The organism is Nocardia sp. NPDC050710 (genome assembly GCF_040654375.1).
GTDB lineage: Bacteria > Actinomycetota > Actinomycetes > Mycobacteriales > Mycobacteriaceae > Nocardia.
The window spans coordinates 811,519-834,781 of sequence record NZ_JBFAHV010000001.1 but is presented as its reverse complement, the minus strand read 5'-3'; the positions used below and the strand labels follow the sequence as shown (position 1 = coordinate 834,781).

Annotated in this window: 22 protein-coding genes and 1 pseudogene; 11 read left to right on the top strand and 12 right to left on the bottom strand. The window is 68.7% G+C overall.

Annotated elements, in window-relative coordinates:
- Positions 1 to 139: 139 nt before the first annotated feature.
- The 3 genes from AB0H61_RS03890 to AB0H61_RS03880 all read right to left on the bottom strand — a co-directional run bounded on the left by AB0H61_RS03890 (position 140) and on the right by AB0H61_RS03880 (position 3,604).
- A complete protein-coding gene (locus AB0H61_RS03890) occupies positions 140 to 1,657 on the bottom strand; it encodes a methyltransferase (RefSeq protein ID WP_357298848.1) in 1,518 nt (505 codons plus the stop codon).
- A gap of 100 nt (positions 1,658 to 1,757) precedes the next feature.
- Positions 1,758 to 2,498 carry a VOC family protein gene (locus AB0H61_RS03885; protein WP_357298845.1) on the bottom strand — a complete coding sequence of 247 codons (741 nt, stop codon included), beginning with the start codon at positions 2,496 to 2,498 and terminating at the stop codon, positions 1,758 to 1,760.
- Between the two features lie 98 nt (positions 2,499 to 2,596).
- Positions 2,597 to 3,604: a helix-turn-helix domain-containing protein gene (locus AB0H61_RS03880; protein ID WP_357298842.1), complete on the bottom strand. Its 1,008-nt coding sequence runs from the start codon at positions 3,602 to 3,604 to the stop codon at positions 2,597 to 2,599.
- Between the two features lie 154 nt (positions 3,605 to 3,758).
- Here AB0H61_RS03880 and AB0H61_RS03875 point away from each other — a divergent pair, with 154 nt between their 5' ends.
- On the top strand, positions 3,759 to 5,036 hold the full coding sequence (locus tag AB0H61_RS03875) for an MFS transporter (protein WP_357299848.1): 1,278 nt from the start codon (positions 3,759 to 3,761) through the stop codon (positions 5,034 to 5,036).
- Positions 5,037 to 5,052: 16 nt separating this feature from the next.
- Here the strand turns inward: AB0H61_RS03875 and AB0H61_RS03870 are convergent, their stop codons facing one another.
- On the bottom strand, positions 5,053 to 5,409 hold the full coding sequence (locus AB0H61_RS03870; RefSeq protein ID WP_357299847.1) for a DUF3099 domain-containing protein: 357 nt from the start codon (positions 5,407 to 5,409) through the stop codon (positions 5,053 to 5,055).
- A gap of 168 nt (positions 5,410 to 5,577) precedes the next feature.
- Here AB0H61_RS03870 and AB0H61_RS03865 point away from each other — a divergent pair, with 168 nt between their 5' ends.
- A complete protein-coding gene (locus AB0H61_RS03865; protein ID WP_357298840.1) occupies positions 5,578 to 5,814 on the top strand; it encodes a DUF3039 domain-containing protein in 237 nt (78 codons plus the stop codon).
- A gap of 125 nt (positions 5,815 to 5,939) precedes the next feature.
- On the opposite strand, the gene AB0H61_RS03860 is transcribed toward AB0H61_RS03865, so the two are convergent.
- Entirely contained in the window at positions 5,940 to 7,133 is a 1,194-nt protein-coding gene (locus AB0H61_RS03860) for a YihY/virulence factor BrkB family protein (protein WP_357298838.1), read from the bottom strand.
- A 247-nt stretch (positions 7,134 to 7,380) separates the two neighbouring features.
- Between AB0H61_RS03860 and AB0H61_RS03855 the strand changes: the two genes are divergently transcribed.
- Positions 7,381 to 9,066, top strand: coding sequence for a DEAD/DEAH box helicase (locus AB0H61_RS03855; protein ID WP_357299844.1), 1,686 nt, complete (start codon positions 7,381 to 7,383; stop codon positions 9,064 to 9,066).
- A gap of 57 nt (positions 9,067 to 9,123) precedes the next feature.
- On the opposite strand, the gene AB0H61_RS03850 is transcribed toward AB0H61_RS03855, so the two are convergent.
- A complete protein-coding gene (locus tag AB0H61_RS03850) occupies positions 9,124 to 9,720 on the bottom strand; it encodes a TetR/AcrR family transcriptional regulator (RefSeq protein WP_357298835.1) in 597 nt (198 codons plus the stop codon).
- 106 nt (positions 9,721 to 9,826) lie between these two features.
- Here AB0H61_RS03850 and AB0H61_RS03845 point away from each other — a divergent pair, with 106 nt between their 5' ends.
- On the top strand, positions 9,827 to 10,567 hold the full coding sequence (locus AB0H61_RS03845; protein ID WP_357298833.1) for an SDR family oxidoreductase: 741 nt from the start codon (positions 9,827 to 9,829) through the stop codon (positions 10,565 to 10,567).
- Positions 10,568 to 10,729: 162 nt separating this feature from the next.
- Here AB0H61_RS03845 and AB0H61_RS03840 read toward each other — a convergent pair whose 3' ends face one another.
- Together AB0H61_RS03840 and AB0H61_RS03835 are read right to left on the bottom strand one after the other, a co-directional pair.
- Positions 10,730 to 11,284: a hypothetical protein gene (locus AB0H61_RS03840; RefSeq protein WP_357298830.1), complete on the bottom strand. Its 555-nt coding sequence runs from the start codon at positions 11,282 to 11,284 to the stop codon at positions 10,730 to 10,732.
- The gene (locus AB0H61_RS03835; RefSeq protein ID WP_357298827.1) at positions 11,284 to 13,110 is read right to left on the bottom strand and encodes a DEAD/DEAH box helicase; all 1,827 of its coding nucleotides are present in this window, start codon (positions 13,108 to 13,110) and stop codon (positions 11,284 to 11,286) included. Before AB0H61_RS03835 ends, AB0H61_RS03840 begins: the two co-directional genes overlap by 1 nt.
- A gap of 157 nt (positions 13,111 to 13,267) precedes the next feature.
- Here AB0H61_RS03835 and AB0H61_RS03830 point away from each other — a divergent pair, with 157 nt between their 5' ends.
- Positions 13,268 to 13,990, top strand: coding sequence for a TetR/AcrR family transcriptional regulator C-terminal domain-containing protein (locus AB0H61_RS03830; RefSeq protein WP_357299841.1), 723 nt, complete (start codon positions 13,268 to 13,270; stop codon positions 13,988 to 13,990).
- A gap of 113 nt (positions 13,991 to 14,103) precedes the next feature.
- On the opposite strand, the gene AB0H61_RS03825 is transcribed toward AB0H61_RS03830, so the two are convergent.
- The gene (locus AB0H61_RS03825; RefSeq protein ID WP_033087939.1) at positions 14,104 to 14,298 is read right to left on the bottom strand and encodes a hypothetical protein; all 195 of its coding nucleotides are present in this window, start codon (positions 14,296 to 14,298) and stop codon (positions 14,104 to 14,106) included.
- Between the two features lie 275 nt (positions 14,299 to 14,573).
- Here AB0H61_RS03825 and AB0H61_RS03820 point away from each other — a divergent pair.
- Positions 14,574 to 14,924: pseudogene (locus tag AB0H61_RS03820) on the top strand (DUF952 domain-containing protein); the annotation flags it as partial.
- A gap of 21 nt (positions 14,925 to 14,945) precedes the next feature.
- Here AB0H61_RS03820 and AB0H61_RS03815 read toward each other — a convergent pair.
- Together AB0H61_RS03815 and AB0H61_RS03810 are read right to left on the bottom strand one after the other, a co-directional pair.
- Positions 14,946 to 15,593 carry a response regulator transcription factor gene (locus AB0H61_RS03815; protein WP_357298826.1) on the bottom strand — a complete coding sequence of 216 codons (648 nt, stop codon included), beginning with the start codon at positions 15,591 to 15,593 and terminating at the stop codon, positions 14,946 to 14,948.
- Positions 15,590 to 16,795 carry a histidine kinase gene (locus AB0H61_RS03810; protein WP_357298824.1) on the bottom strand — a complete coding sequence of 402 codons (1,206 nt, stop codon included), beginning with the start codon at positions 16,793 to 16,795 and terminating at the stop codon, positions 15,590 to 15,592. Before AB0H61_RS03810 ends, AB0H61_RS03815 begins: the two co-directional genes overlap by 4 nt.
- A gap of 154 nt (positions 16,796 to 16,949) precedes the next feature.
- Here AB0H61_RS03810 and AB0H61_RS03805 point away from each other — a divergent pair, with 154 nt between their 5' ends.
- Together AB0H61_RS03805 and AB0H61_RS03800 are read left to right on the top strand one after the other, a co-directional pair.
- Positions 16,950 to 17,432, top strand: coding sequence for a cation:proton antiporter regulatory subunit (locus AB0H61_RS03805; RefSeq protein WP_357298822.1), 483 nt, complete (start codon positions 16,950 to 16,952; stop codon positions 17,430 to 17,432).
- 4 nt (positions 17,433 to 17,436) lie between these two features.
- Positions 17,437 to 18,618, top strand: a complete 1,182-nt coding sequence (locus AB0H61_RS03800) for a cation:proton antiporter (protein ID WP_357298819.1) — start codon at positions 17,437 to 17,439, stop codon at positions 18,616 to 18,618.
- A 5-nt stretch (positions 18,619 to 18,623) separates the two neighbouring features.
- Here the strand turns inward: AB0H61_RS03800 and AB0H61_RS03795 are convergent, their stop codons facing one another.
- Entirely contained in the window at positions 18,624 to 19,358 is a 735-nt protein-coding gene (locus tag AB0H61_RS03795) for a rhomboid-like protein (protein ID WP_357298816.1), read from the bottom strand.
- A gap of 237 nt (positions 19,359 to 19,595) precedes the next feature.
- On the opposite strand from AB0H61_RS03795, the gene eat reads away from it, so the two are divergent.
- From eat to eutC, 3 genes are read left to right on the top strand one after another with little or no spacing between them, the layout of a single operon-like run.
- Positions 19,596 to 21,020 carry an ethanolamine permease gene (gene eat, locus AB0H61_RS03790; protein ID WP_357298813.1) on the top strand — a complete coding sequence of 475 codons (1,425 nt, stop codon included), beginning with the start codon at positions 19,596 to 19,598 and terminating at the stop codon, positions 21,018 to 21,020.
- Positions 21,017 to 22,438 (top strand): ethanolamine ammonia-lyase subunit EutB, encoded by a 1,422-nt coding sequence (locus tag AB0H61_RS03785; RefSeq protein WP_357298811.1) that lies wholly within the window; start codon positions 21,017 to 21,019, stop codon positions 22,436 to 22,438. The genes eat and AB0H61_RS03785 overlap by 4 nt, the downstream gene beginning before the upstream one ends.
- Positions 22,435 to 23,241: an ethanolamine ammonia-lyase subunit EutC gene (eutC, locus tag AB0H61_RS03780; RefSeq protein ID WP_357298809.1), complete on the top strand. Its 807-nt coding sequence runs from the start codon at positions 22,435 to 22,437 to the stop codon at positions 23,239 to 23,241. Before AB0H61_RS03785 ends, eutC begins: the two co-directional genes overlap by 4 nt.
- Positions 23,242 to 23,263: the final 22 nt, after the last annotated feature.

The window sequence follows — 23,263 nt, the reverse complement described above, 5'->3', positions numbered from 1 at the left end:
CGGGCTTTGATAAACCGCGCTGGCCTGCGGTTTTCGCTACCTACGGCTGAGAAGTTCCTGAGAAGCCCCGCGCGTCGGAACAGGCTGTGTCCCACGCCCGCTCGGACGTCCGCCGCCGGCGTTCACACCGCGGCGTCGGCTATACGGGCCGTATCAATCCATGCCGGACCAGTCCGGCCACCACCGACAGCGCGTCGGCCGCGAACTCCGGTGTCACCTCGTCGGATCCGTGCGCCACTGCCAGCAGTTCGATCAATTCCTGCAACGGCAGACCGTCCGGCCGCATTCCCGCCACCAACGCGACGGTGGCCTCATCCACTTCGTGCTGCCAACGCGGTCCGTCGCCGCGGTGCAGCCGCGCCACCAGTTGGTTCCAGCCCTCGTCACCGGGCAGGTAGACCCGTTCCAGCGCGGTGGCCGGGTCGATGGTGAACCGTGCCGACCAGGCCAGATCGACATCGTTCGCGACAGCGCGCAGCCAGGCCGAACGCTCGAAATACTGGCTCGCCTCGTCGCCGAGCGGGTCGTCGAAGCCGTGCGTGAGGTCCTCGGCCAGGACTTCGGTGGGGCCGTCGATGGCGCGCAGATAGACGAATCCGAAGCCGATGCCCTCGACATCGGCCGCGGTGAAGGCGTCCAGCCACCGCTCGGCGCGCGCCTGCGACGCCGGGTCGCGCGGATCCAGCCCGGCATCGCGCAGCCAGGTCCCGACATATAGCGCGGGATCGGCGACATCGCGCTGCACCACCCAGGCATCGATGCCATGGGCGGGCAACCACGACGAGACCCGCTGACGCCAGTCCTCGCCGTCCACGTGCACCCAGGCCGCCAGCATCGCGGCCGTGCCACCGGGCTGCAACAGGTCCGGAACCTGCGAGATGACCAATTCGCTGGCGCCATCCATGGCCAGCCCGGAGTCGCGGTAGGTGTGTTCGATACGGGCCGGGCCGACCACGAACGGCGGGTTGGCCACCACCTGATCGAAACGGCGGCCCGCGACCGGCTCGAACCAGGAACCTTCCAGCAGATCGATGTCCAGACCGTTGAGCGCCGCGGTGGCCTCGGCCAACCACAGGGCGCGCGGGTTCACGTCGGTGGCGGTCACCGATCGCGCGTAGGAGGCGGCGTGCACCGCTTGCACGCCGCAGCCGGTGCCCAGATCCAACACCGACTCGACCGGCCGGGTCGGGGTGGCCCGCAGCAGCGACAGCGACGCGTGGCCGACCCCGAGCACGTGGTCCTCGGTCAGCGTGCGCCTGCGCATCGAATCGTCCAGGTCGGACAGGATCCACCGGTTACCCGCGCCGGCGTCCAGCGGCCGCAGATCCAGCGCCGCGCGCAGTCGGTCACCGTCGCGTTCCAGTAGCCCGGCCGCGACCGCGTGCTCGACGTCGACCGGCGCCAGCGCGGCGCCGACCTCCCGCTCCGGCAGGGCGTCACCGAGCAGCAACAGCCGAATCAGCGTGCCGAGTTCACCCGCGGCCCGCGCGGCCCGCCGCACCGGAACCGGCTCCTGTCGCCCGAGCGCCGCGTGCACATCCGCGCCCAACGCCTCGAGCAGGGAGTCGGCGTCGTAGCCGACCCGGGTGAGTGCGGTGCGCAGATCCGGGCACAGCGCGGTGAGCAGGGATCCGGTCGTCGTCTGGTTGGAAGGCACACCGGTACTCTGCCACCGCGACTCCCCGGCGCTCGCCACCTGTCCGCCGTGTCACACCGCGACGCGACACCGGCCGGGAGCGGCCCGCGGGGTGCGTCGCTCAGATGCCGTTCGGGTCGCGGGCGGTGACGCAGTAGACGGCGTCGGCCGGGTCCGTCAACACGATCCAATGCGCCTGCCGCTGCACCACGGTCGCGCCGAGGGATTCGTGCCAGGACGCGGTGGCCTCGATATCGGAGGACGACAGATCGATATGGGCGCTGGTTGGTCGGTCCTCGCCGAGGCGCTGCAGCAGGATCTGAATGGGGAGTTGCTCTTTCGCGCGCAGGCGGGCGAATTCCGGCAGCCTCCCCTGGGTGTGCTGCCAGGTGGTGAGGTTCTGCCAGAACGCGGTTTCGCGGGCGTAGTCGGCGGCGCCGATATCCAGGCAGACCTGGTCGATGCGGCTGAGCGTGCCATCCGGGGCCCGGAAGGCCGGGGCGGGCTGTCCCTTGGCGCGGCCGCTGGGGGTGAGGCAGAAGATCTGGCCGGACGGGGAACGCAGCACGGCGTAGTCCGGATGGTTCGCGACCAGTTCGGCGCCCAGGTCCAGGGCGGTACGCACGGCAGCCGCGATATCGTCGACATCCAGGTCGAGGTGCACGCCGCCCAGTCCGGTCACGGACTGCATTTTCACCCCCGCCGCCGCGAAGAGCGCGGGATCGGGGAGCAGCGTGAGGAACTCGCCGTCGGTGCCGCGGCGCTCGGATGGCCGGGTGCCGGTGACCGTGGACCAGAACATCGCGCAGTCGTCGAAACGCTGTGCGGGCCGGTCCAGAAACGCCCAGACCCACCGAATCATCTTGTCTCCTGTGTGTTGTGGGACACACCTGCCAGTTTTGTCCCCGGCACACAGTAGGTGCCGAGTGCCGGACTGTCGAGCCATTTGCGCACGGTCGTTCACCCGGCGCGGAATGTCTTGCGGTAGGCCAGCGGTGGGATGCCCAGCTCGCCGCGCATGTGATGGCGCAGCGATCCCGCGGTTCCCATACCCGCCGCCCGCGCCACCGCGTCGACCGGGAGATCGGTGGTTTCAAGCAGGTGCTGCGCGTGTCGCAGGCGCTGTCGTAACAGCCAGGTGCCCGGCGCCTGCCCGGTCTCCGCCTTGAACCGGCGGGTGAAGGTGCGCACGCTCATCCGGGCATGGGCCGCCAGCGTATTCAGGTCGAGTTCACGATCCAGGTGACGCAGCGCCCACGCCCTGGTCGGCGCGGTCCCGTCGGAGCCGGGGTCGGGGACCTGGCGCTCGATGAACTGCGATTGGCCGCCCTCGCGCCACGGCGGCACCACGCAGTAGCGGGCCGCGCGGTTGGCGATCTCGCTGCCGTGGTCGGCCCGGATGATGTGCAGGCATACGTCGATGCCTGCCGCGAGGCCCGCCGAGGTGCAGATATTTCCGTCCTCGACGAAGAGCAGGTTCTCGTCCAGCCGGACCCGTGGGTACAGCGCGCGGAAGGCAGCGGCGAATGCCCAGTGCGTCGTCGCGCGCCTGCCATCCAGCAGGCCCGCCGCGCCGAGGACGAACGCGCCGGTGCAGATCGACATGATCCGGGCATCCGGCCGGATCGTCGCGAGCGCGGCCGCCAGTTCCGGCGCGAGCGTGCCCTGCGTGCGCGGTCCCTCCGCGCGGGTGCCGGGCACGATCACGGTGTCCGCGGTGGCCAGCAGTTCCGGGCCGTACGCCGGGACCACGGTGTAACCCGCCGTCGACGGGACGCCCGCGGTGTCCAGCCCGCAGATGTCGACGTCGTACTGCGGTGTGCCGTCCTCGGCGGCCGCGGCGCCGAGAACCATCGAGGGGATGGCCATATCGAAGCCGATCACCGGTTCAAGGGCGAGCACGGCGACGCGATGCGGGGCGCTCATCGGTTCGCCGCCGGTTCGTGGTTCGTCGCGATCATCGGCCATCCTCCTGGGTATTCCTGCCCGGAAGACCGAGCGTCCCACCAGTATGGCCGAATATTGACGCATTGTGTCATTCAGGCCACTCGTATGTCCTCCTCGTATCCGGCACGCTCAGCGGGTGACCGAATTGGAGACCTCGCGCAGCGCCCCGGAACCGGTGTCCGACACCGCAACCCGCGCCCGTGGCCCCGGCCTGCATCCGGCCTGGATCGTGGCGGGCGTCGGCTTCATCGCATTGCTCGGCGCGGCCGCGTTCCGCTCGGTGCCGGGCGTGCTGATGGACCCGCTGCACGAGGAGTTCGGTTGGTCGCACGGCACCATCGGGGCCGCCGTATCGCTGAATCTGCTCCTCTACGGCCTGATCTCACCCTTCGCCGCGGCACTGATGGACCGGTTCGGCATCCGCCGGGTCGTGGCCTGCGCGCTGCTGCTCGTCGCGGCGGGCAGCGGCCTCACTGTCTTCATGACCCAGGCCTGGCAGCTGGTGCTGACGTGGGGGTTGCTGGTCGGCGTCGGGGTCGGGTCGATGTCGATGCCATTCGTCGCCACCATCACCGGGCGCTGGTTCGTCCGTCAGCGTGGGCTGGTGACCGGCGTGCTGACCGCGGCGGGCGCGACCGGGCAGCTGATCTTCCTGCCCGTGGTCGCGGCCCTGGCCGACGACCACGGCTGGCGGTTGCCGTCCATGATCGTGGCGGGTACGGCACTGGCCGTGGTGCCCCTGGTCCTGCTGTTCATCCGTGACTTTCCCAGTGACGCGGGCGTTTCCGCGTACGGCGCGGAACCGGGCAGCTCGGTCGGCGTCCGCACGGTCGCGACGGGCGGGGCGGGGCGGGCGATCACCGTACTGGCCAGGGTCGCGCGCACGCCCGGATTCTGGCTGCTGGCGGGCGGATTCGCGGTCTGCGGCGCCTCCACCAACGGGCTGGTCGGCACCCACTTCGTCACCGCCGCCCACGATCACGGCATGCCGTCCACCACCGCCGCCGGATTGCTCGCGGTGGTCGGCATTTTCGATGTCGCGGGCACCATCTTCTCCGGCTGGCTGACCGACCGGGTGGACCCGCGCTACCTGCTGCTGGCCTACTACACCCTGCGTGGGCTGTCGCTGCTGATCCTGCCGTCGCTGTTCGCGCCGGATACCGAACCGAGTATGTGGGTGTTCATCATCTTCTACGGGCTGGACTGGATCGCCACCGTGCCGCCGACCGTCATGCTGTGCCGCGAACTCTTCGGCGACGACGGTCCGATCGCCTTCGGCTGGGTCTTCGCCTCGCACCAGATCGGTTCCGCGATCGCCGCGACCGGTGCGGGCGTCATCCGCGATCTACAGGGCAGCTACGACCTGGCCTGGTATCTGGCGGGGGCGCTGTGCGGGACGGCGGCGCTGATGTCGATCGTCATCCGTCGTCCGGTCCGCGCCGCACTCGCCTGAGGTCACCGGCTGCGGCTCAGCCGTCGATGGCCTTGTGCGCGCGGGATTCGAGGGCGATCTGCTTGCGCCTGGCGTCCCAGCGGCTGGGTTCGTCCTTGCGGCGCGGCGGGCGGTCGTTCGCGATGAGAACCGCGATCCAGGGCAGCGGAATGGAGACGCCGATGATCAGCAGCGAAATCAGCGCGTTGCCCCAGACGCTGTACGCGATCGCCGCGAACACCAGGCAGGGGATGCGGAACGCCATAATGATGGTGTAGCGGCGGACCCGGGCGCGGTGCTGATCCTCGAGCGAGGGCGCGGCCTCGGTAATGAGGACCGGATGCTTGTCGTTGCCGGGGAAGTAGCCGCGCGAGGCGGCCGGCCGGGTGGGCATGCTGACTTCCGGGCGATCACCGCGGCCGATGTCGTCGGCGTCGGGGGTGTCGCCGTACTGCTGCATACCCCGAGTCTTCCACGCTCGCCGCTCCGTTGCACATGGCCAGGTCAGCCGATGACCGATGTCTCGGGGCACGACGCTCGGCAATGCGGCATCATGGAATCCGTGAGTACCGACACCCTGGTTCGCCCGGATACGACGACCGACGAGACAACGGGCGATGACACCCCGAAGTTCTTCCACTATGTGAAGAAGGACAAGATCGCCGAGAGCGCCGTCATGGGCACCCACGTGGTCGCACTGTGCGGCGAGGTGTTCCCGGTGACGCGTTCGCCCAAGCCCGGCTCGCCGGTCTGCCCCGAGTGCAAGAAGGTCTACGACGGGCTGAAGAAGGGCGACTGAGCCCGGTGTGCGGCGGGCAGTCGTGCGCGATGCCCGCAGTCCGGTTCGCTGTTCGTCGCGCGGTGTGAGCGATTCGCGGAACGAATCGCTGCGTCGTCGTGCCTACCGGTCGATCGATGATTCGGTCAGCTCGGACTGCCCAGCGGTGACGGGGTCTGGGGCGGCTCCCCGTTGGCCCGTGTCTGCCGCTGATTCGTCTCGAACCTCGCGCCCGGTTTCGGATTCGACCCCGGTCCGGTGCCGATATCCGCATCGGATGCCGCCGGGTCGGCATCCGGCGCGTTCTCATCGGAGCTGTCGCCGCGGACCTGGTTGGAGATCCACTCCTTCATCTGCTCGATGCGGGTGGCCCGGGCCGGCCAGAACTCCTGGACCGCGGCATTGAACTCGGCGCCGAGGATCACCGCGAATGCGAGGAAGTACGTGAACAGCAGGAATGCGATCGGGGTGGCGAGCGCCCCGTAGCTGACGCCGGTCCTGGTGATCCAGGACAGATAGCGCCGCAACCCCTCGCTGGCCGTCATGAAGAACACGCCCGCCACCAGCGCGCCGCCGAAGAGCCGGTGCCACGGCAGCGACCGGTGCAGGGCGAGTTTGTAGAGCGTGGTCAAGCCGATGATGAGCAGCAGGCCGACGCCCGGGTAGTAGAACGCGTCCAGCAATCGCAGCCCTGGCTCGCGCCAGCTGTCGGGCAGCACCCGGCCGATCAGTGTCGGCCCGAGCGCGACCATCGGGAGGATGAACACCGCCGCCACCAGGAATTGCACATACAGCAGCAGCGCGAAGATGCGCTGCCACACCGGATGTCGGGCGTACTGCTGATCGTGCGCCTCCACAATGGCGTCGACGAAGGTGGCCATCGCCGAGGATCCCGCCCACAGCGACAAGACGAACCCCACCGAGACCACCGCGCCGCGCCCGCGTCCCAGCACATCGGCGACGGTGGGTTCGATGAGGTCGGAGACCACCGAGGAGCTGAACAGGTCCCGGCTGAACGAGATGATCTTGGACTGCACGATCTGTACCGTGTCCGGCCCGAACCAGCCGCCGACGTAGCCGAGACTGCCGAGTACGCCGAGCAGTAGCGGAGCCAGCGACAGTGTCTGCCAGAACGCCGCGGCCGCGGATTTGGCGAAGATCGAGTCGTCCCAGCACTTCACCGCCACTCGGATGATCAGTCGCCCGGCGCGCCTGCCCGCCCGGCGAGCCCACCGGCGCACCGGCGCCGACCGGGATGGCGGCGCACCGCCGCCACCGCTGTGGATCGGCTCGTCGCCGGCCCGCGGTGGGGCACTCGATAGGGGGCTGTCCTCGGTCATGATGTCTACAGCATCGCGCACGAGCCGCCGCGGCACCGGATTGTGGGGTTGTCGTGTCGGTGCGCAGCGGGCGAATACGGCGTGGCGAGCGGTGAATGTGTGATGCCTGTCGCGCCTGCCGCGTCGGTTTGGCGACACGCCGTCCGCGCCCAGTAGGGTCTTCTGCGTGACTGGGTCGGGTGGCGCTGCGGCGGGAGATGAGGCAACGCCGGGCGATTCGGGATCCACGGTTGTCGCGGGCGGTTCGCTGCGTGCCTGGCAGCGGCGCGCGTTGACCAAATATCTGGCCACCAAGCCGCGGGACTTCCTCGCGGTGGCGACCCCCGGCGCGGGTAAGACCACCTTCGCGCTGCGCGTGGCCGCCGAACTGCTGGCCGACCGCACCGTCGACCAGATCACGGTGGTCGCCCCTACCGAACACCTCAAACACCAGTGGGCGGAGTCCGCGGCGCGTAATGGGATCGCGCTGGACTCGCGGTTCTCCAACGCGACCGGCGGCACGTCCGGCGATTACCACGGCGTGGTCGTCACCTATGCGCAGGTGGCCTCGCACCCCTCCCGGCACCGGGTGCGCACCGAACGCCGCCGGACCCTGGTCATACTCGACGAGATCCACCACGCGGGCGACGCCAAGAGCTGGGGCGATGCCACGGCCGAGGCATTCGGCGACGCCACCAGGCGCCTCGCGCTGACCGGTACCCCGTTCCGCAGCGACGACAGCCAGATCCCGTTCGTCACCTACGAACCCGGTGAGGGCGGACTGCCGCAGTCACGCGCCGACCACACCTACGGCTATGCCGAGGCGCTCGCCGACGGCGTGGTGCGACCGGTCGTCTTCCTCGCCTACTCCGGTGAGGCGCACTGGCGCGACAGCGCGGGCGAGGAGTACTCCGCGCGCCTCGGTGAGCCGCTCAATGCCGAGCAGACCGCCCGCGCCTGGCGCACCGCGCTGGACCCGGCGGGCGACTGGATCTCGGCGGTGCTACGCGCCGCGGACACCCGGCTGCGCCAGTTGCGCGGCTCCGGCATGCCCGATGCGGGCGGACTGGTGATCGCCACCGATCAGGAACGCGCCCGCGACTACGCTGAACTGCTCGAACACATTTCGGGGGAGAGACCCGCCGTGGTGCTCTCTGACGACCCGAGTTCCTCGGATCGGATCGCCGAGTTCAGCAAGAACACCCAGCCGTGGATGGTCGCGGTGCGCATGGTGTCCGAGGGCGTCGACGTGCCGAGGCTGGCAGTCGGCGTCTACGCCACCAGCGCCTCGACCCCGCTGTACTTCGCGCAGGCGATCGGTCGCTTCGTGCGTGCCCGCAAACCCGGTGAGACGGCGAGCGTATTCCTGCCCTCGGTGCCCGTGCTGCTGGATCTGGCCGCGCAGCTGGAGTTGCAGCGCGACCACATCATCGGCAAGCCGCATCGGGAGAAGAACGGGCTCGACGACGAGCTGCTGATCGATGCGAACAAGCAGAAGGACGAGCCCGGCGAGGAGGAGAAGTCCTTCGTCGCGCTGGCCGCGGATGCCGAGCTCGATCAGGTGATCTACGACGGATCCTCCTTCGGTACCGCCACCTTCGCCGGGAGCGACGAGGAGGCCGACTACCTGGGCATCCCCGGCCTGCTCGATGCCGATCAGATGCGCGCGCTACTGCGTGAACGGCAGACCAAACAGATCGCCGACCGCGGGGTGGTCGCCACGGCCCAGCCCGCCGCGCAGGTGGCCACGGCCGCCGAACGGGTCGCGACCGCCGACAAACTGGGCGAGTTGCGGCGTGAGCTGAACAGTCTGGTCGCTATGCATCACCACCGGACCGGGAAGCCGCACGGTGTCATCCACGGTGAGCTGCGTCGCGAATGCGGCGGACCGCCAACCGCGTTGGCGACCGCCGATCAGCTCGGTGAGCGGATCGCCGCGTTGCGCCGGAAATAGGATGTGCCGGTCCGGCCTCGCATTCGGCCGATCGCGTGAGCGCGTGGACGCCGCCGCTTACCTCGCGGGCCAGACGGCCATGGCGCAGTCGATGGACCGGGTGAGTTCGGGGAGTGTGGCGCCGTCCCTGGCCTGGAGGGACAGGCCGAACAGGAGTGTGGTGTAGAAGGCAGCCAGTGCGGCGGTGTCGGTCTGCGCGGGGAGATCGCCGTCGGTCACGCCGCGGTCCAGTCTGCGGCGGATGTCTTCGGTTGTCTCGCGGCGTTTTTCGATGAGGAAGTCGCGGATACCGGTGTTGCGGGTGGTGTAGGTGGATCCGGCGAGCACGACCATGCAACCGTGTGGTTTGTCCTCGGCGGTGTAGGCCAGCGCGTTGTCGCGCAACATGGCTTCGATGGCGGCGCGGGCGGTCGGCTCGTCGCGCAGGGCGCGCTCGGTGTGGCTGCCGTCGGTCTGCCCGTAGAGTTCGACCGCCGCGCGGAACAGGGCCTCTTTGTCGCCGAACGCGGCGTACAGGCTCGGTGAGTTGATGCCCATGGCGGCGGTGAGGTCGCTCATGGACGAGCCCTCGTAGCCGTGCTCCCAGAAGACCTCCATGGCGCGACGCAGCGCGACGGACCGGTCGAAGGCCCGGGGGCGTCCGCGTTCCGCCATGGCGACGTCCTTTCTGTGTCGATCGTTAAATATACCCCTTGACGCCGCCTGCGCCGTGCGCTTAGCTATTTATGTACTGATCGACACAGAATTTGGAGGAGTTGCTATGTCGGACCTCACGGGCAAGGTGGCGCTGGTGACCGGTGGCAGCCGCGGGATCGGCGCCGCCGTCGCCCGGCAGTTGGCGGCCGCGGGCGCGGACGTGGCGCTGACCTACCAGAGTGCGGATGTGCAGGCGAAATCTGTTGTCGCCGAGATCGAATCGCTGGGCCGCCGGGCCATTGCCATCCGGGCCGACAGCGCGGACGCGGGTGAGGTCACCGGTGCGGTGGAGCGTGCCGCTGCCGAGTTGGGTGGACTGGACGTGCTGGTGAACAATGCGGGCATCTTCCCCGCCAAGCCCTTCGAGGAGTTCACCGTCGAGGAGGTCGACCGCGCGCTCAATATCCACGCCCGCGCCGCCTTCGTCGCCGCGCAGGCCGCGGTGGCGCATATGACCGGCGGCGGCCGCATTATCAGCATCGGCACCAACCTCGCCGAACACGCCCCCTTCGGCGGCATCACCCTCTACAACCTCAGCAAGTCCGCGCTCAACGGCTTCACCAAAGCCCTTGCCCGCGAACTGGGCCCGCGCGATATCACGGTCAACCTGGTACAGCCCGGCTCCACCGACACCGATATGAACCCGGCCGACGGAAGCCACGCCGCCGGGCAGCGCGAGCTCAGCGCCCTCGGCCGCTTCGGCACCGCCGATGATGTCGCGGCCACCGTCACCTTCCTGGCGGGTTCCTCGGGGCGCGCCATCACAGGCGCGTTCTTCACCATCGACGGTGGTACCAACGCCTGAGCCCGGATTCTCGAGCATGTACTTTTTCACGGATGTCGAAATTCGTTCCGGCGCAGCCATTTTACGCTTCCGCGCCCGCCGCGCCGCCGCCTGATCCCGGGACATCGCCGGACGCTGTCCTCGGCACGGATATGCGCTGCCGGTCCAGCGCTGGGGGCGGACTCACGACGGGGTGCGTTCGAAATAGTCGGCCGGGTCGAGAGTATTGATCGGCGTCCAGCGCGGGGATTCGACGGGTGCGATCGAATCCTGTTGGGCCGCTTCGAAATAACCCTGGAGCTCCAGTGCCAGGCGGGGGTTCTCATCGACCCGGCGGGACAGGTCGTAGAGCACCGATAGGACGTGTACGCACCGGGTGGCGCGGGCCGAGCAGGAACAATCGGTGGCGGCGAGGACCGGGGCGGGGCCGGTGCCAGCCGCGACGAGTGCCCGGTGCATCTCGTCGGTGAGAACGGTGGGATCGGGGATGACCTCGGCGATGGCGGTGACGGCCGCGCGGGACAGCGGCACCACCTCCAGGTGGGTGACCGACGCTTGGCCGCTGCGGTGGATGGCGGCACGGACGGTGCGGCCCTCGATGGTGGTCCGCACGCCGCCGTTGCGGGCGATGCTACGGGCGCGGGGCAGCAGCGGTTCGGGGCGGGTCCGGCGCAGCGGTTCGGCGAGGCGGACCCAGTCCCTTCCCCACGCCGTGTAGCCGAATTCGTTGTCCGCCATCAGATCTCCCTCTTTCGTCGCAGGATCTCGACGAGCTGGTCGTCGTCGAGGCGGGCCAGGGCGGCGATACCCGAGGAGTCGGACAGGTCGGTCAGCGCGGATTTGCGATCGTGCATGCCCGCGATATGTTCCTCGACCGTGGTGCCGGAGGTGAGGGTGGTGATGGTGACGGTGCGGGTCTGGCCGATGCGGTGCGCGCGGTCGGAGGCCTGGGCCTCCACCGCGGGGTTCCACCAGCGGTCGAAATGGATGACGTCGGCGGCGCGGGTCAGCGTGAGACCGGTGCCCGCGGCGCGCAGGCTGAGCACGAGCACCGGTGGGCCGTAGGGGGATTGGAAGTCGGTCACGATCCCGGCACGCTCGGTCTGGTTCAGGCCGCCGTGGAAGAACGGCGCGGTGATCCCGAACTGTTCGGCGAGATGACGCACCAGCAGCTCACCGGTCTGCCGGTACTGGGTGAATATCAGCGTGGGGGAGCCGGTGTCGAGGTTGGTAGCGACGATATCGGTGCACAGGTCGAGCTTGCCGGAGCGTCCCGCCAGTTCGCCGAGATCACCGGTGATCAGGCCGGGGTGATTGCAGACCTGTTTGAGCGCGGTGAGCGCGGCGAGTACTCGGCTCTGGCGTTGGGCGCCGGAGCCGAAACCGTCGTCGACGGCGTGATCGAGCAGTTGGTCGTAGAGCTTCTCCTGCTCGGCGGTGAGATCGCAGAGCAGATCGCTGTGGATCTTCTCCGGAAGCGCGGCGGCGACCTGGATCTTCTTGCGCCCCAACAGCACCGGTTCGACGGCGTCGCGCAGCCGGGCCGCCGCGGTGGCCGAACCTTCGCCGATGGGCCGGACGAAGCGGCGCCGGAACTGCGTGCGGTGCGCGAACAGCTGGGGTGTGACCAGGTTGAGCAGCGCCCACAGCTCCTCCAAGTGGTTCTCCACGGGGGTGCCGGTCAGCGCGACCTTGGCCGTCGCGGTGAGCGCCCGCGCCGCCTTGGACGCCTGGGTGCGCGGATTCTTCAGTGCCTGCGCCTCGTCGAAAATCGCGGTCGCCCAGGTCTGTTCGGTGAGGAGGTGGCCGTGTAGTCGTAACGTCGGATACCCGACGACCACCACCGTGCCCGCGGGCGCGTCCAGCTCCGCGCCGCGCCACACGATCGGCCGTAGCTCCGGCGCGAAACGCGTGATCTCGTGCGCCCAGTTGCCGACCAGCGAGGTCGGGCAGACGACGAGTTGCGATCCCGTAGCCGCGCGGTCGAGCAGAAATCCGATGGTCTGCACCGTCTTTCCGAGCCCCATCTCATCCGCCAGCACCGCCCCGCCGAAGGTTGCGGTCGTCTCCCGCAGCCATCCCACGCCCCGCGCCTGATAGGGCCGTAGCTCCGCGCGCAGTGTCGCGCTCAATTCCGATGCCACCGCCTGCGTCGTGCGCAGCACTCGCAGCGCCCGCTCGCCGGAGACGACCGACGTGCCGACCGCATCGGGCACCGCATGGGCCGCGATCGGGAGTTGCGTGATCTGCTCGTCCCCGCCCAGCACCCGCCGCCATACCAGCAGGGATGGTCCCGGATCGGCGAAGGGGGCGCTGCTCGGCACCGGATCGATTGCGGTCGGCGAATCGTCGTGCCCGCCAGCGGTGTTCGCCGAATCTCCGTTCGCCGCCGCGCCGACGGCGAGGTTCGCGAGTGTATCGGGGGAGATCAGCGCGCAGTCCACATCGGCGATCTCGATCGCGCCGCGCGGACCGATGGGTATCGCGAGGCCGATGGTTTCGCGCTCGCCGAGGCCGGGGGCGCGTCCGGCGGTGTGGTCGTTCCAGGTCCACAGGGCGAACATGTGGCGGTCGGGCAGGTACGTGGCCTGTGTGCTGGACAGAGCGGACCCCTTGATCGTCGTATAGTGTACGGAGTAACGTAACAACGTACACTGTACCGAATTATTTCCGAGGGGAAGAGTGGCCGACGACACAGGTACCGGCGAGGCGAAACAGCTGATGGAACTGCTGTGGCGGCATGCGGTGCCGCCGCGCGCCGGCGGTCGCGGGCCGAAGCAGAAGGTCAGCGTGGACGCCGTGGTCGCGGCCGCGGTCGCACTCGCGGATCGGGACGGGTACGAGAAGGTGTCGATTCGCGCGGTCGCCGCGGAGCTGGGGCTGCGGCCGATGAGCCTGTATACCTACGTGCCGAGCAAGGAGGCGCTGGCCGTGCTGATGGTCGACGCGGTCGCGACGCACGACGCGCCGATCCCCGCCGACGCCGCACCCCGGGACCGGATGGGCGCGATCGCACGCCAGGTGCGTTCGGAACTCCTCGCGCATCCCTGGCTGCTGGACATCTCGCCGTGGCGACTGGTCCTCGGCCCGGGACGGATGCTCCGTTATGAGCGGCAGCTGGCCGCCATCGACGGGATCGGGCTCTCGGATCTGGACATGGATCGGGTGATCGCGGTGCTGTCCGAGTTCGCCGCTGGTAATGCCCGCATGGCCATCGCCGCAGTGCGCGGCGCGGCACAACGCAGCGACGCGCAGTGGTGGGAGGAGCACGGTCCGCTGCTCGATCAGCTCATGCCGGTCGCCGAGTTCCCGCTGTCGTCGCGGGTGGGCGCGGCGGTCGGCGAGTATTACCAGGCGCCCGCCGACCCGGACGACGCCTTCGAATTCGGCCTGAACCGCCTGCTGGACGGGATCTTCGCCGAGGTGGCCGGATCGGCCGACTGACCGGCGATCCGGCCTCGGTGAATATGCCGACAGCGGGCGACTTGGTCGCCCGCTGCCGGGAAGTGCTGTTCTGTTATTCGATGCTGTTGTGTCGGGACGCGAAAAACGGTGGTTCAGAGGGCGGGAGCGGACTCCGTGTCGATCACGGCTTCGAGCTCACGCAATCGGTCCATGTGTTCATTCGCGTGGTGCTGGCAGAAGAGCAACTCTCCACCTGCGGGCAGGGTGGCACGCACTCGTGCCGCCGCCCCGCAGCGGTCGCAACGATCGACCGCGGTCAGTGGGGTGCTTGTCAGGGTTCCTGGCATGACTCCTCCGTCCTGGCTCCCGGCACTACAGTCCGTTCACCTGGTGTGGGGCCCCGTGGTCACTCCGCGAGGCTCGCTACCGCTACTTCCCAGCAGTGGTATGACTACTCTGTCAGACGTTCGGGACGGGGGCTTTGTTCCCGCGAATGATTCAGTGTGTTTTCGATAACATGACCTGCGATTTCGCTACAGGCGAACATCTCTGGTCAGGCAATCCACACATCCTCGTTCACGCCTCGATCCGGCCGATCCAGTTGTCTACCGGGAGATTACCCGTGATCCACGACACTCACACGTTTGTTCACATTTGCACCCTCGAGGAGTGGTTGACCGCTCGGCAAATCGGCGAGTATCGGCCATCGACGCTCGATGAGGTCGGCTTCATCCACCTCTCCGCGCCGCAGCAGGCGCATCTGCCCGCCAACCGGCTCTTCGCCGGACGCCGGGATCTGGTGCTGCTGCGCATCGATCCGGCCCGGGTGGGATCGCCGATCGAGTGGGAGCCCGGCGTGCCGACGGATCCGGAGTCGATGTTGTTCCCGCATCTATACGGACCGCTACCGGTCGGCGCGGTCACCGCGGTCGTCGAGTTCCAGCCCGGACCGGACGGTACGTTCGCGCCGCTGGACCCCGAGGGACTCCGAACCTCAACGCTCCCGTGCCTCCCGTGCCACGATCGCGGCCTGAACCCGGGATCGCACACCGAGTTTGGTGAGCACCCGTGACACATGGGTTTTCACCGTTGTCTCGCCGATGAACAGCCGCGCCGCGATCTGCGCGTTGGACAGACCTTCGCCGAGGCAGTCCAGGACCTCGCGCTCGCGTTCGGTGAGATCGGCGAGCCCGTCGGGAGTCGTTCCCGCCGAATCGTCGGTCGACGAGGCGAACGCGGAGATCACCGCGCGGGTCACCTCGGGCGCGAGCACGCCGTCACCCGCCGCGACCGCGCGCACCGAATCCACCAGAGCCTGACCGGAAGTGGATTTGAGCACGTATCCGGAGGCACCCGCGCGCAGGGTCCGGAAGACGTACTCGTCCAGGTCGAAGGTGGTCAGGATCAAAACCCGGGCCAATCCGTCGGCGGTGATCCGCTCGGTCGCGGTGATGCCGTCGACGCCGGGCATCCGCACATCCATCAGGACCACATCCGGGTGCAGCGCCCTGGCCTGGGTTACCGCGATATCCCCGTCCGCGGCCTCGCCCACGACCTCGATGCCCTCGGCGTTGTCGAGAATCATCCGGAGCCCGGCCCGGATGGCGCCGTGGTCGTCGGCGATCAGCACCCGAATGGTCACGGCACCTCCGGTCTTTCGTGAGGAGAGACGGGCAGGGTGGTACGGACCTCCCAGCCGCCCGCGCGGGGTCCGGCGGCGAAACTGCCGCCGAGGGCGGCGGCGCGTTCGCGCATATTCATCAGGCCGCGCCGGTTCGGTGCGTCGGCTCGCTCGAGCGAATGGTTCGCGGCGGTCAGTGGATTGCGCACCGATACGGTCACCGTAGACATATCGGTATCGACCGCGATATCGACCTCCTGCCCCGGTGCGTGCTTCATCGCATTGGTCAACGCCTCCTGGACGATGCGGTAGGCGGCCTGATCGACCGCGCTCGCCAGGCGTGTCCCGTCGCGCGAATCCCGCACTCGGACGGTGATTCCCGCGGCCAGGGCCGCGTCGACCAAGATGGGCAGTTGCGCCAGCCCGCGGGGTGCGGCGACGTCCTCGTCGGCGCTGTCGTCGCGGAGCAACCCGATCATGGTCCGCATTTCCTGTAATGCGCTCACGCTATTGGACCGGATCGAGGCGATGATCCCGGCCACCGCCGGGTCGATATCGCGACGTGCGGCCACCCCGAGCGCCGCCTCGGACTGGATCGCGATGGCCGACAGATGTCCGGCGATCACATCGTGCAGATCGCGGGCCATGGTCTTGCGTTCATCCGCGATCGCGGCCCGCCGATCCAACTCCGCGACCAGCGACATCGCCTGCACCCGTACGCGTTCCGCATCGGCGATCTCCTTGTGCGTGCGCACCGACAGCGCCCACCAGATCGGGGTGCCGACGAAGGCGAATACGGCGGCGACCGTCAGCACCAGCGCCCGCCAGTCCCCGGTCCCCACGAAGATGGCCACCGTCACCGCGGCCGACAGCACGGCGCAGACATACACCACGATCCGGGATCGCACCCGGGATCCGTAGAGGACGGCCGCGTAGATCAGATCCGAATAGAGGATCCAGATGGGGACCGTCGCACCGAGCACCAGGTCGATGCCGAACGGGATGAGCCCGAGAACCAGCGCGAGCAGCGGGGTGCGCCTGCGCAGCAGCGAGACGCAGCTCAGGAGCCCCAGCACCGCGAACCGGCTGGTCAGCGGCGGGTCGGTGCTCGCGCCGGCCATCGGATAGAGCCCGGAAACAAAGAGCACAGCGCCGAAGGCGAACGTGGAGAGGGCGACCAGCACATCCTGTGCGGTCGCAGACAGCGCGGCCCACTGCTTCACCGACCCATCACAGCACACGCCCGCGCGCACACGGGTCCGCCGAAGTGATGACCCACGCTCGGTTGGGCGCTGGCCTTCGCTGGATTCGTCCTCGCTGCGGCGCGCTCGGCGGGCTGTTCGGCAATTGGGGTGCCCCGAGAGCTAGGGTGGAGAGGTGAACGTCGATGTCACCGCACTGCCCGGGATCGGGGTACGCAAGGATTTCCAGGCGCGCTCCGGCCGCCGCATCGGCGTGGTGGATCACCGCGACGGTGGCATCGATCTGATCGTCTCCAAACTGGACGATCCGGACTCGTGCGCCGCGCAGGTCCCGCTCACTACCGACGAAGCCGCGGTGCTCGCCAACCTCCTCGGCGCACCCCAGCTGGTGGCGAAGCTGCGCGAGGACCACCGCGACCTGCCCGGCATCACCACCAGGCAACTGCCCATCGCCATGGACTCGCCCTATGAGGGGCGCACCCTCGGCGAAACCGGAATGCGCACCCGCACCAAGGCATCGATTGTCGCGGTAATGCGCGCGGGACAGTTACATCCCTCGCCCGGACCCGATTTCACCTTCACCGCCGACGATGTCCTCGTCGTGGTCGGCACCCCCGACGGCTTGGACGCCGCCGCGAAAATTCTGTCCCACGGTTGAACCGGTGACCACTACCGCGCTCGCCCTACTAGAGCTCGGAGCGGTTTTGTTCGCCCTGGGAATGCTGGGGCGGGTGGCGGGTCGTTTCGGCATGTCACCGATCCCGCTATACCTGCTCGGCGGACTCGCCTTCGGTCAAGGCGGTCTAATCCAACTCGGCGCCGCCAGCGAATTCAGTCATCTGGCGAGCGAAATCGGCGTGGTGTTGCTGTTGCTGCTGCTCGGCCTGGAATACACCGCCGCCGAATTGATGACCGGGCTGCGGAGGTCCTGGGCGGCGGGGCTGGTCGACATCGTCGCGAACGCGACACCGGGCGCGGTGGTGGCGCTCATCCTCGGCTGGGGGCTCAACGGCGCGATCGCCATGGCCGGAGTCACCTACATTTCGTCCTCCGGCATCGTCGCCAAGGTGCTCAACGATCTGGGGCGACTGGGTAACCGCGAGACCCCGGTGATCCTGTCCATCCTGGTCTTCGAGGATCTGGCGATGGCGGTGTACCTGCCCGTCCTGACCACGATCCTGGCCGGGCTGAGCCTGTTCGCCGGGCTGAAAGTGCTCTGCCTGGCCCTGATTGCCGTCACCGTGGTGCTGATGGTGGCGCTGCGCTACGGCCGCTACGTCTCGGCGATCGTGGACAGCTCCGATAACGAGGTATTCCTGCTGAAGCTGCTCGGCGCGGCGCTGCTGGTGGCGGGTGCGGCCTCGGCGCTGAATGTGTCGGCGGCGGTCGGCGCATTCCTGCTCGGTATCGCGATCTCCGGGTCCACCGCGCACGAGGCGGTGAAACTGCTGGAGCCGTTGCGCGATCTGTTCGCCGCCATTTTCTTCGTCGCCTTCGGACTCAGCACCGACCCGATGGCCATCCCGCCGGTTCTCGGCTGGGCGATCGCGCTCGCGGTGCTCACTCTGCTGACCAAGATCGGCACCGGCTGGTGGGCGGCGAGCAAACAGGGGATCCGCCATATGGGCCGGGCTCGCACCGGCGCCGCGCTGGTGGCGCGCGGTGAATTCTCCATCGTCATCGCGGGATTGGCGGTGAGTATGGGCGCCGTCGACGGCGAGCTGGCCGCGCTCGCCTCCACCTATGTGCTGGCGATGGCCGTGCTGGGGCCGATCGCGGCGCGGGTGGTGGAGCCGGTCGTCGAATTCGTGGAGCGGCGTACCGGGCCCGCCGTCGCGAGCTGATCGATTCACTCGGCGGTGGCCGCCGAATCATCCGAACTCGGCACCGAAGTGGTGGTCGTCGCGCCGTCGCGCCGGGCCCGCGCCCGCTCGATGCGATGCCAGAAGGTGGACGCGCACGCGCCCACGAGCAGTCCGATCACCGCTGCGCACAGGTGGCCGTAGTCGGTGAAGGTCGGTCCCACCCAGAGCGCGCCGATGAGCGAGGCCACGATGATGCCCGCCCACAGCACTCGCACACGGCCGCGGAAGCGGAATGCCATGGCGGCGAGCACGGTGGTGAATCCGTAACTGGTGCCGACATCCGCGGCCAGCGCCATCCGAACCGGGATGATGCCGCGGTCGATGGCGTGATCGATACCTGTGACGGTGAGCAGCGTCGCCCCGATATGGCCGGTGGCGAACAGCAGAATCCAGCGGGCGGTGCCCAGCCAGCGCTCGGCGGCCGCCATCACGATCAGGAATTCCGCGATGGTGATCCAGGGAAATCCGCCCTCGGTCCAGAACGCCGAGGCGACCAGCACCTGAACCGGATTGTGTTGCATGTTGTAGAGATTCGTCGACGCGGACAGGATCAGCCTGCGCTCGACCACATCGCCGACCCCGCGCAGGGTCCACCAGGTGACGAACAGGGTGAAGGCGTAGGCGGTGGACGCCGGCGCGGCCGACAGGTGACGCCGCACGGCCGGGAGGATCCGCCACATCAGCCGCGGCGCGCGCAGCCGAGCCCATGCCGTGCGCACTTCCGCACGCAGGTCGACGGTCTCGGTCCAGGGCGAGTGCAGTCGGCTCGCGGCGGAGGTAACGACGGTGACGAGTGTGCCGCGCGATTGCCCGGCGTCGCAGCGCGACCCGCCAGCCCTGTGTGCCGCGTCACGGACCCGGCGGTTTGTCCGTAACCTCGTTTCACGCGTGGGCAACATTCGCCCCCAAGAATTGGTCCACTGACCAATTCAGTGGCGGAGGAGTGCGGACCCACTATGACGATTGATGACGCACCGGCGACCGGAACCACGGCGCGGGACGACTATCTGGCGAAGCGGACGCTGCGCTCGGGCTCCGCGGGCTGGCTGCTGCTCGCCGGTCTCGGTGTCAGCTATGTGATCTCCGGTGATTTCTCCGGTTGGAACTTCGGGGTGGCCGAGGGCGGGTTCGGTGGCCTACTCGTCGCGTTCGTGCTGATCGCGGCCATGTACCTGGCGATGGTGCTCGGCATGGCCGAACTGTCGGCCGCGCTGCCCGCGGCGGGTGGCGGCTACACCTTCGCTCGGCGGGCCCTCGGACCGTGGGGTGGATTCGCGACCGGTACCGCGGTGCTGCTGGAGTACGCGATCGCGCCCGCCGCCATCGCCACCTTCATCGGGGCCTACGTCGAATCGCTGAATCTGTTCGGGATCACCGACGGCTGGTGGGTGTATCTGGCCGTCTACGCGCTGTTCATCGGCGTGCACCTGACCGGAGCGGGGGAGGCGCTCAAGGCGATGTTCGTCATTACGGCGATCGCGCTGGTCGGTCTGCTGGTGTTCGCGATCTCGGCGTGGGGGATGTTCGACGCGGGGAAGCTCACCGATATCCCCGCCGATCCGAACGCCGTCGGCTCTTCGTCGTTCCTGCCGTTCGGGCTGTTCGGCATCTGGGCCGCGATACCGTTCGCGATCTGGTTCTTCCTAGCGGTCGAGGGCGTGCCGCTGGCCGCGGAGGAAGCGCGCGAGCCGGAGAAGAATGTGCCCAAGGGCATCATCGTCAGCATGCTGCTGCTGATCGTCACCGGTGCGGCGGTGTTGTTCCTGGCCACCGGTGCGGTCGGCGCGCAGGCGATTTCGAGCTCGGGCAATCCGTTGGTCGAGGCGCTCGGCGACGGTGCGGCGGCCAAGGCGGTGAATTACATCGGCCTGGCCGGGCTGGTGGCGAGCTTCTTCTCGATCGTCTACGCCTACTCTCGGCAGACCTTCGCGCTATCCCGGGCGGGTTACCTGCCGACCCGCCTGTCGGTGACCAACGTCCGCAAGGCTCCGGTGCTGGCGCTGATCGTGCCCGGTGCCCTCGGATTCGCGCTGTCACTGACCGGCAAGGGCGCGATGCTGTTGAATATGGCGGTCTTCGGGGCCGCGGTGAGCTACGTGCTGATGATGATCAGCCATATCGTGCTGCGGGTGCGGGAGCCGGATATGGCGCGGCCCTATCGCACACCGGGCGGCATTGGCACCACCGCGTTTGCCTTGGCCATCGCGTGTGCCGCGGTGGTGGCGACCTTCCTGGTCGACCCGGTCGCCGCGGGCTGGACACTCGCCGCATTCTGCGCCTTCATGCTCTACTTCGGCCTCTACAGTCGGCACCGGTTGGTCGCCGACTCCCCGGACGAGGAGTTCGCGGTGCTGGCGCGCGCCGAGGAAGAGCTCGAATGACGCGTTACGTGCAGCATTTGGGCGGAGTCACCTACGAATTCGACGGACTGGTGGAACTGCTGGCGAAGGCGACCCCGCTGCGCAGCGGTGATGAACTCGCGGGCTGCGCTGCGGGCTCCGATGCCGAGCGGGCCGCGGCGCAGTGGGCGCTGGCCGAGGTGTCATTGACCGAATTCCTCGACCATCCGGTGGTGCCCTATGAAACCGACGAGGTCACCCGGCTCATTATCGATACCCACGATCGGGTTGCCTTTCAACCGATTTCACATCTCACCGTGGGTGGGCTGCGAGACTGGCTGCTGGCCGTCGCGGCGGGGGAGCATGGCGGCGCGCCCGCGGCCACATTGCGGGCGGTCGCATCCGGCCTGACACCGGAGATGGTTGCCGCGGTCAGCAAGATCATGCGCAACCAGGATCTGATCGCCGTCGCCCGCGCGGCCGAAGTGACGGCCGGATTCCGCAGCACCATCGGACTGCCCGGGCGGTTGGGCACCCGGCTGCAACCGAACCATCCCACCGACGATCCGCGCGGCATCGCCGCGGCGGTGCTGGACGGGCTGCTGCTCGGCTGCGGCGATGCGGTCATCGGCATCAATCCGGCCACCGATTCGCCGCAGGCCACCGCGGATCTGCTGCACCTGCTCGACGAGGTGCGCGTACGGTTCGACATTCCGACCCAGTCCTGCGTGCTCTCCCACATCACCACCACCATCCGGCTGATCGAGACCGGTGCGCCGGTGGACCTGGTGTTCCAGTCCGTAGCCGGTACCGAGGGCGCGAATGCCGGGTTCGGCGTGAATCTTTCACTGCTGCGCGAGGGGAACGAGGCGGGCCGGTCGCTACGACGCGGCACCGTCGGCGATAACGTCATGTACCTGGAAACCGGTCAGGGCTCGGCGCTCTCGGCGGGTGCGCACCTGGGCAGCGGCGGCAAGCCCGTGGACCAGCAGACCCTGGAAGCCCGCGCCTACGCGGTCTGTCGTGACCTGGACCCACTGCTGGTCAACACCGTTGTCGGATTCATCGGGCCCGAATACCTCTACGACGGTAAACAAATCATCCGCGCCGGGCTCGAGGACCACTTCTGCGGCAAACTGCTCGGCCTGCCCATGGGCGTGGATGTCTGCTATACCAATCACGCCGAAGCCGACCAGGACGATATGGACACGCTGCTCACCCTGCTGGGCGCCGCGGGTGTCGCGTTCGTTATCGCAGTGCCCGGCGCCGACGATGTCATGCTCGGCTATCAGAGCCTCAGCTTCCACGACGCGCTCTACGCCCGCCGCGTGCTCGGCCTGCGCCCCGCCCCCGAATTCGAGTCCTGGCTGGCCGGTTTGGGCATGCTCGACGGGACCGGCCGGATCCGCCCGGTCGAACCGCTGTCCTCACCACTGCGAGCCCTGGCGGGTGCGCGATGAGCGCGGCGCATCCGGTGCCCACCGCGATCGATTCTGCGGAGCAGGGATTCTGGCGGGAGTTGCGCCGGACGACCCAGGCTCGGATCGGGCTCGGGCGGACCGGGGATGCGTTGCCGACGGCGCGGGTGCTGGAGTTCCGCGCGGCGCATGCGGCGGCGCGGGATGCGGTGCACACCCCGCTCGCGGTGGCGGAGCTGGCCCACCGGGTCGCTGCACTCGGGCTCGGGCCCGCCGTACATGTGCGTAGCCGGGCCGCCCATCGTGCCGAATATCTGCGCAGGCCCGATCTGGGGCGGCTGCCCGCGGCGGGGGAGCCTGCCGACATTCCGCGCAGTGGGGCCGATATCGGATTCGTTCTGGCTGACGGGCTTTCGCCGCGCGCCCTCACCGATCACGGGCCCGCCATGCTCGCGGCATTGGTCGAGGAGCTGGCGCCGCACTATTCGCTCGCGGCACCGGTGATCGCGACCCAGGCTCGCGTGGCACTCGGCGACCATATCGCCGAAACCATGGACGTGCGCACCGTGGTGGTCCTCATCGGTGAACGCCCCGGCCTGTCGGTGGCCGACAGTCTGGGCATCTATCTGACCCACCTACCGCGCCCCGGCCGCACCGACGCCGACCGCAACTGCATTTCCAATATCCATCCACCGGAGGGCCTGGGCTACGAGCAGGCGGCAAAAGTGGTGGCGGGGTTGGTTTTCGGTGCCCGCGCGCTGGGCCGCTCCGGTGTCGACCTGAAGGACACCTCACGCGCCGACGCATTCGGCTCCGGAGAGGTGGTCGCGGTCGAGACCGGATAGCGACGCCTGCGACGTCACCTCT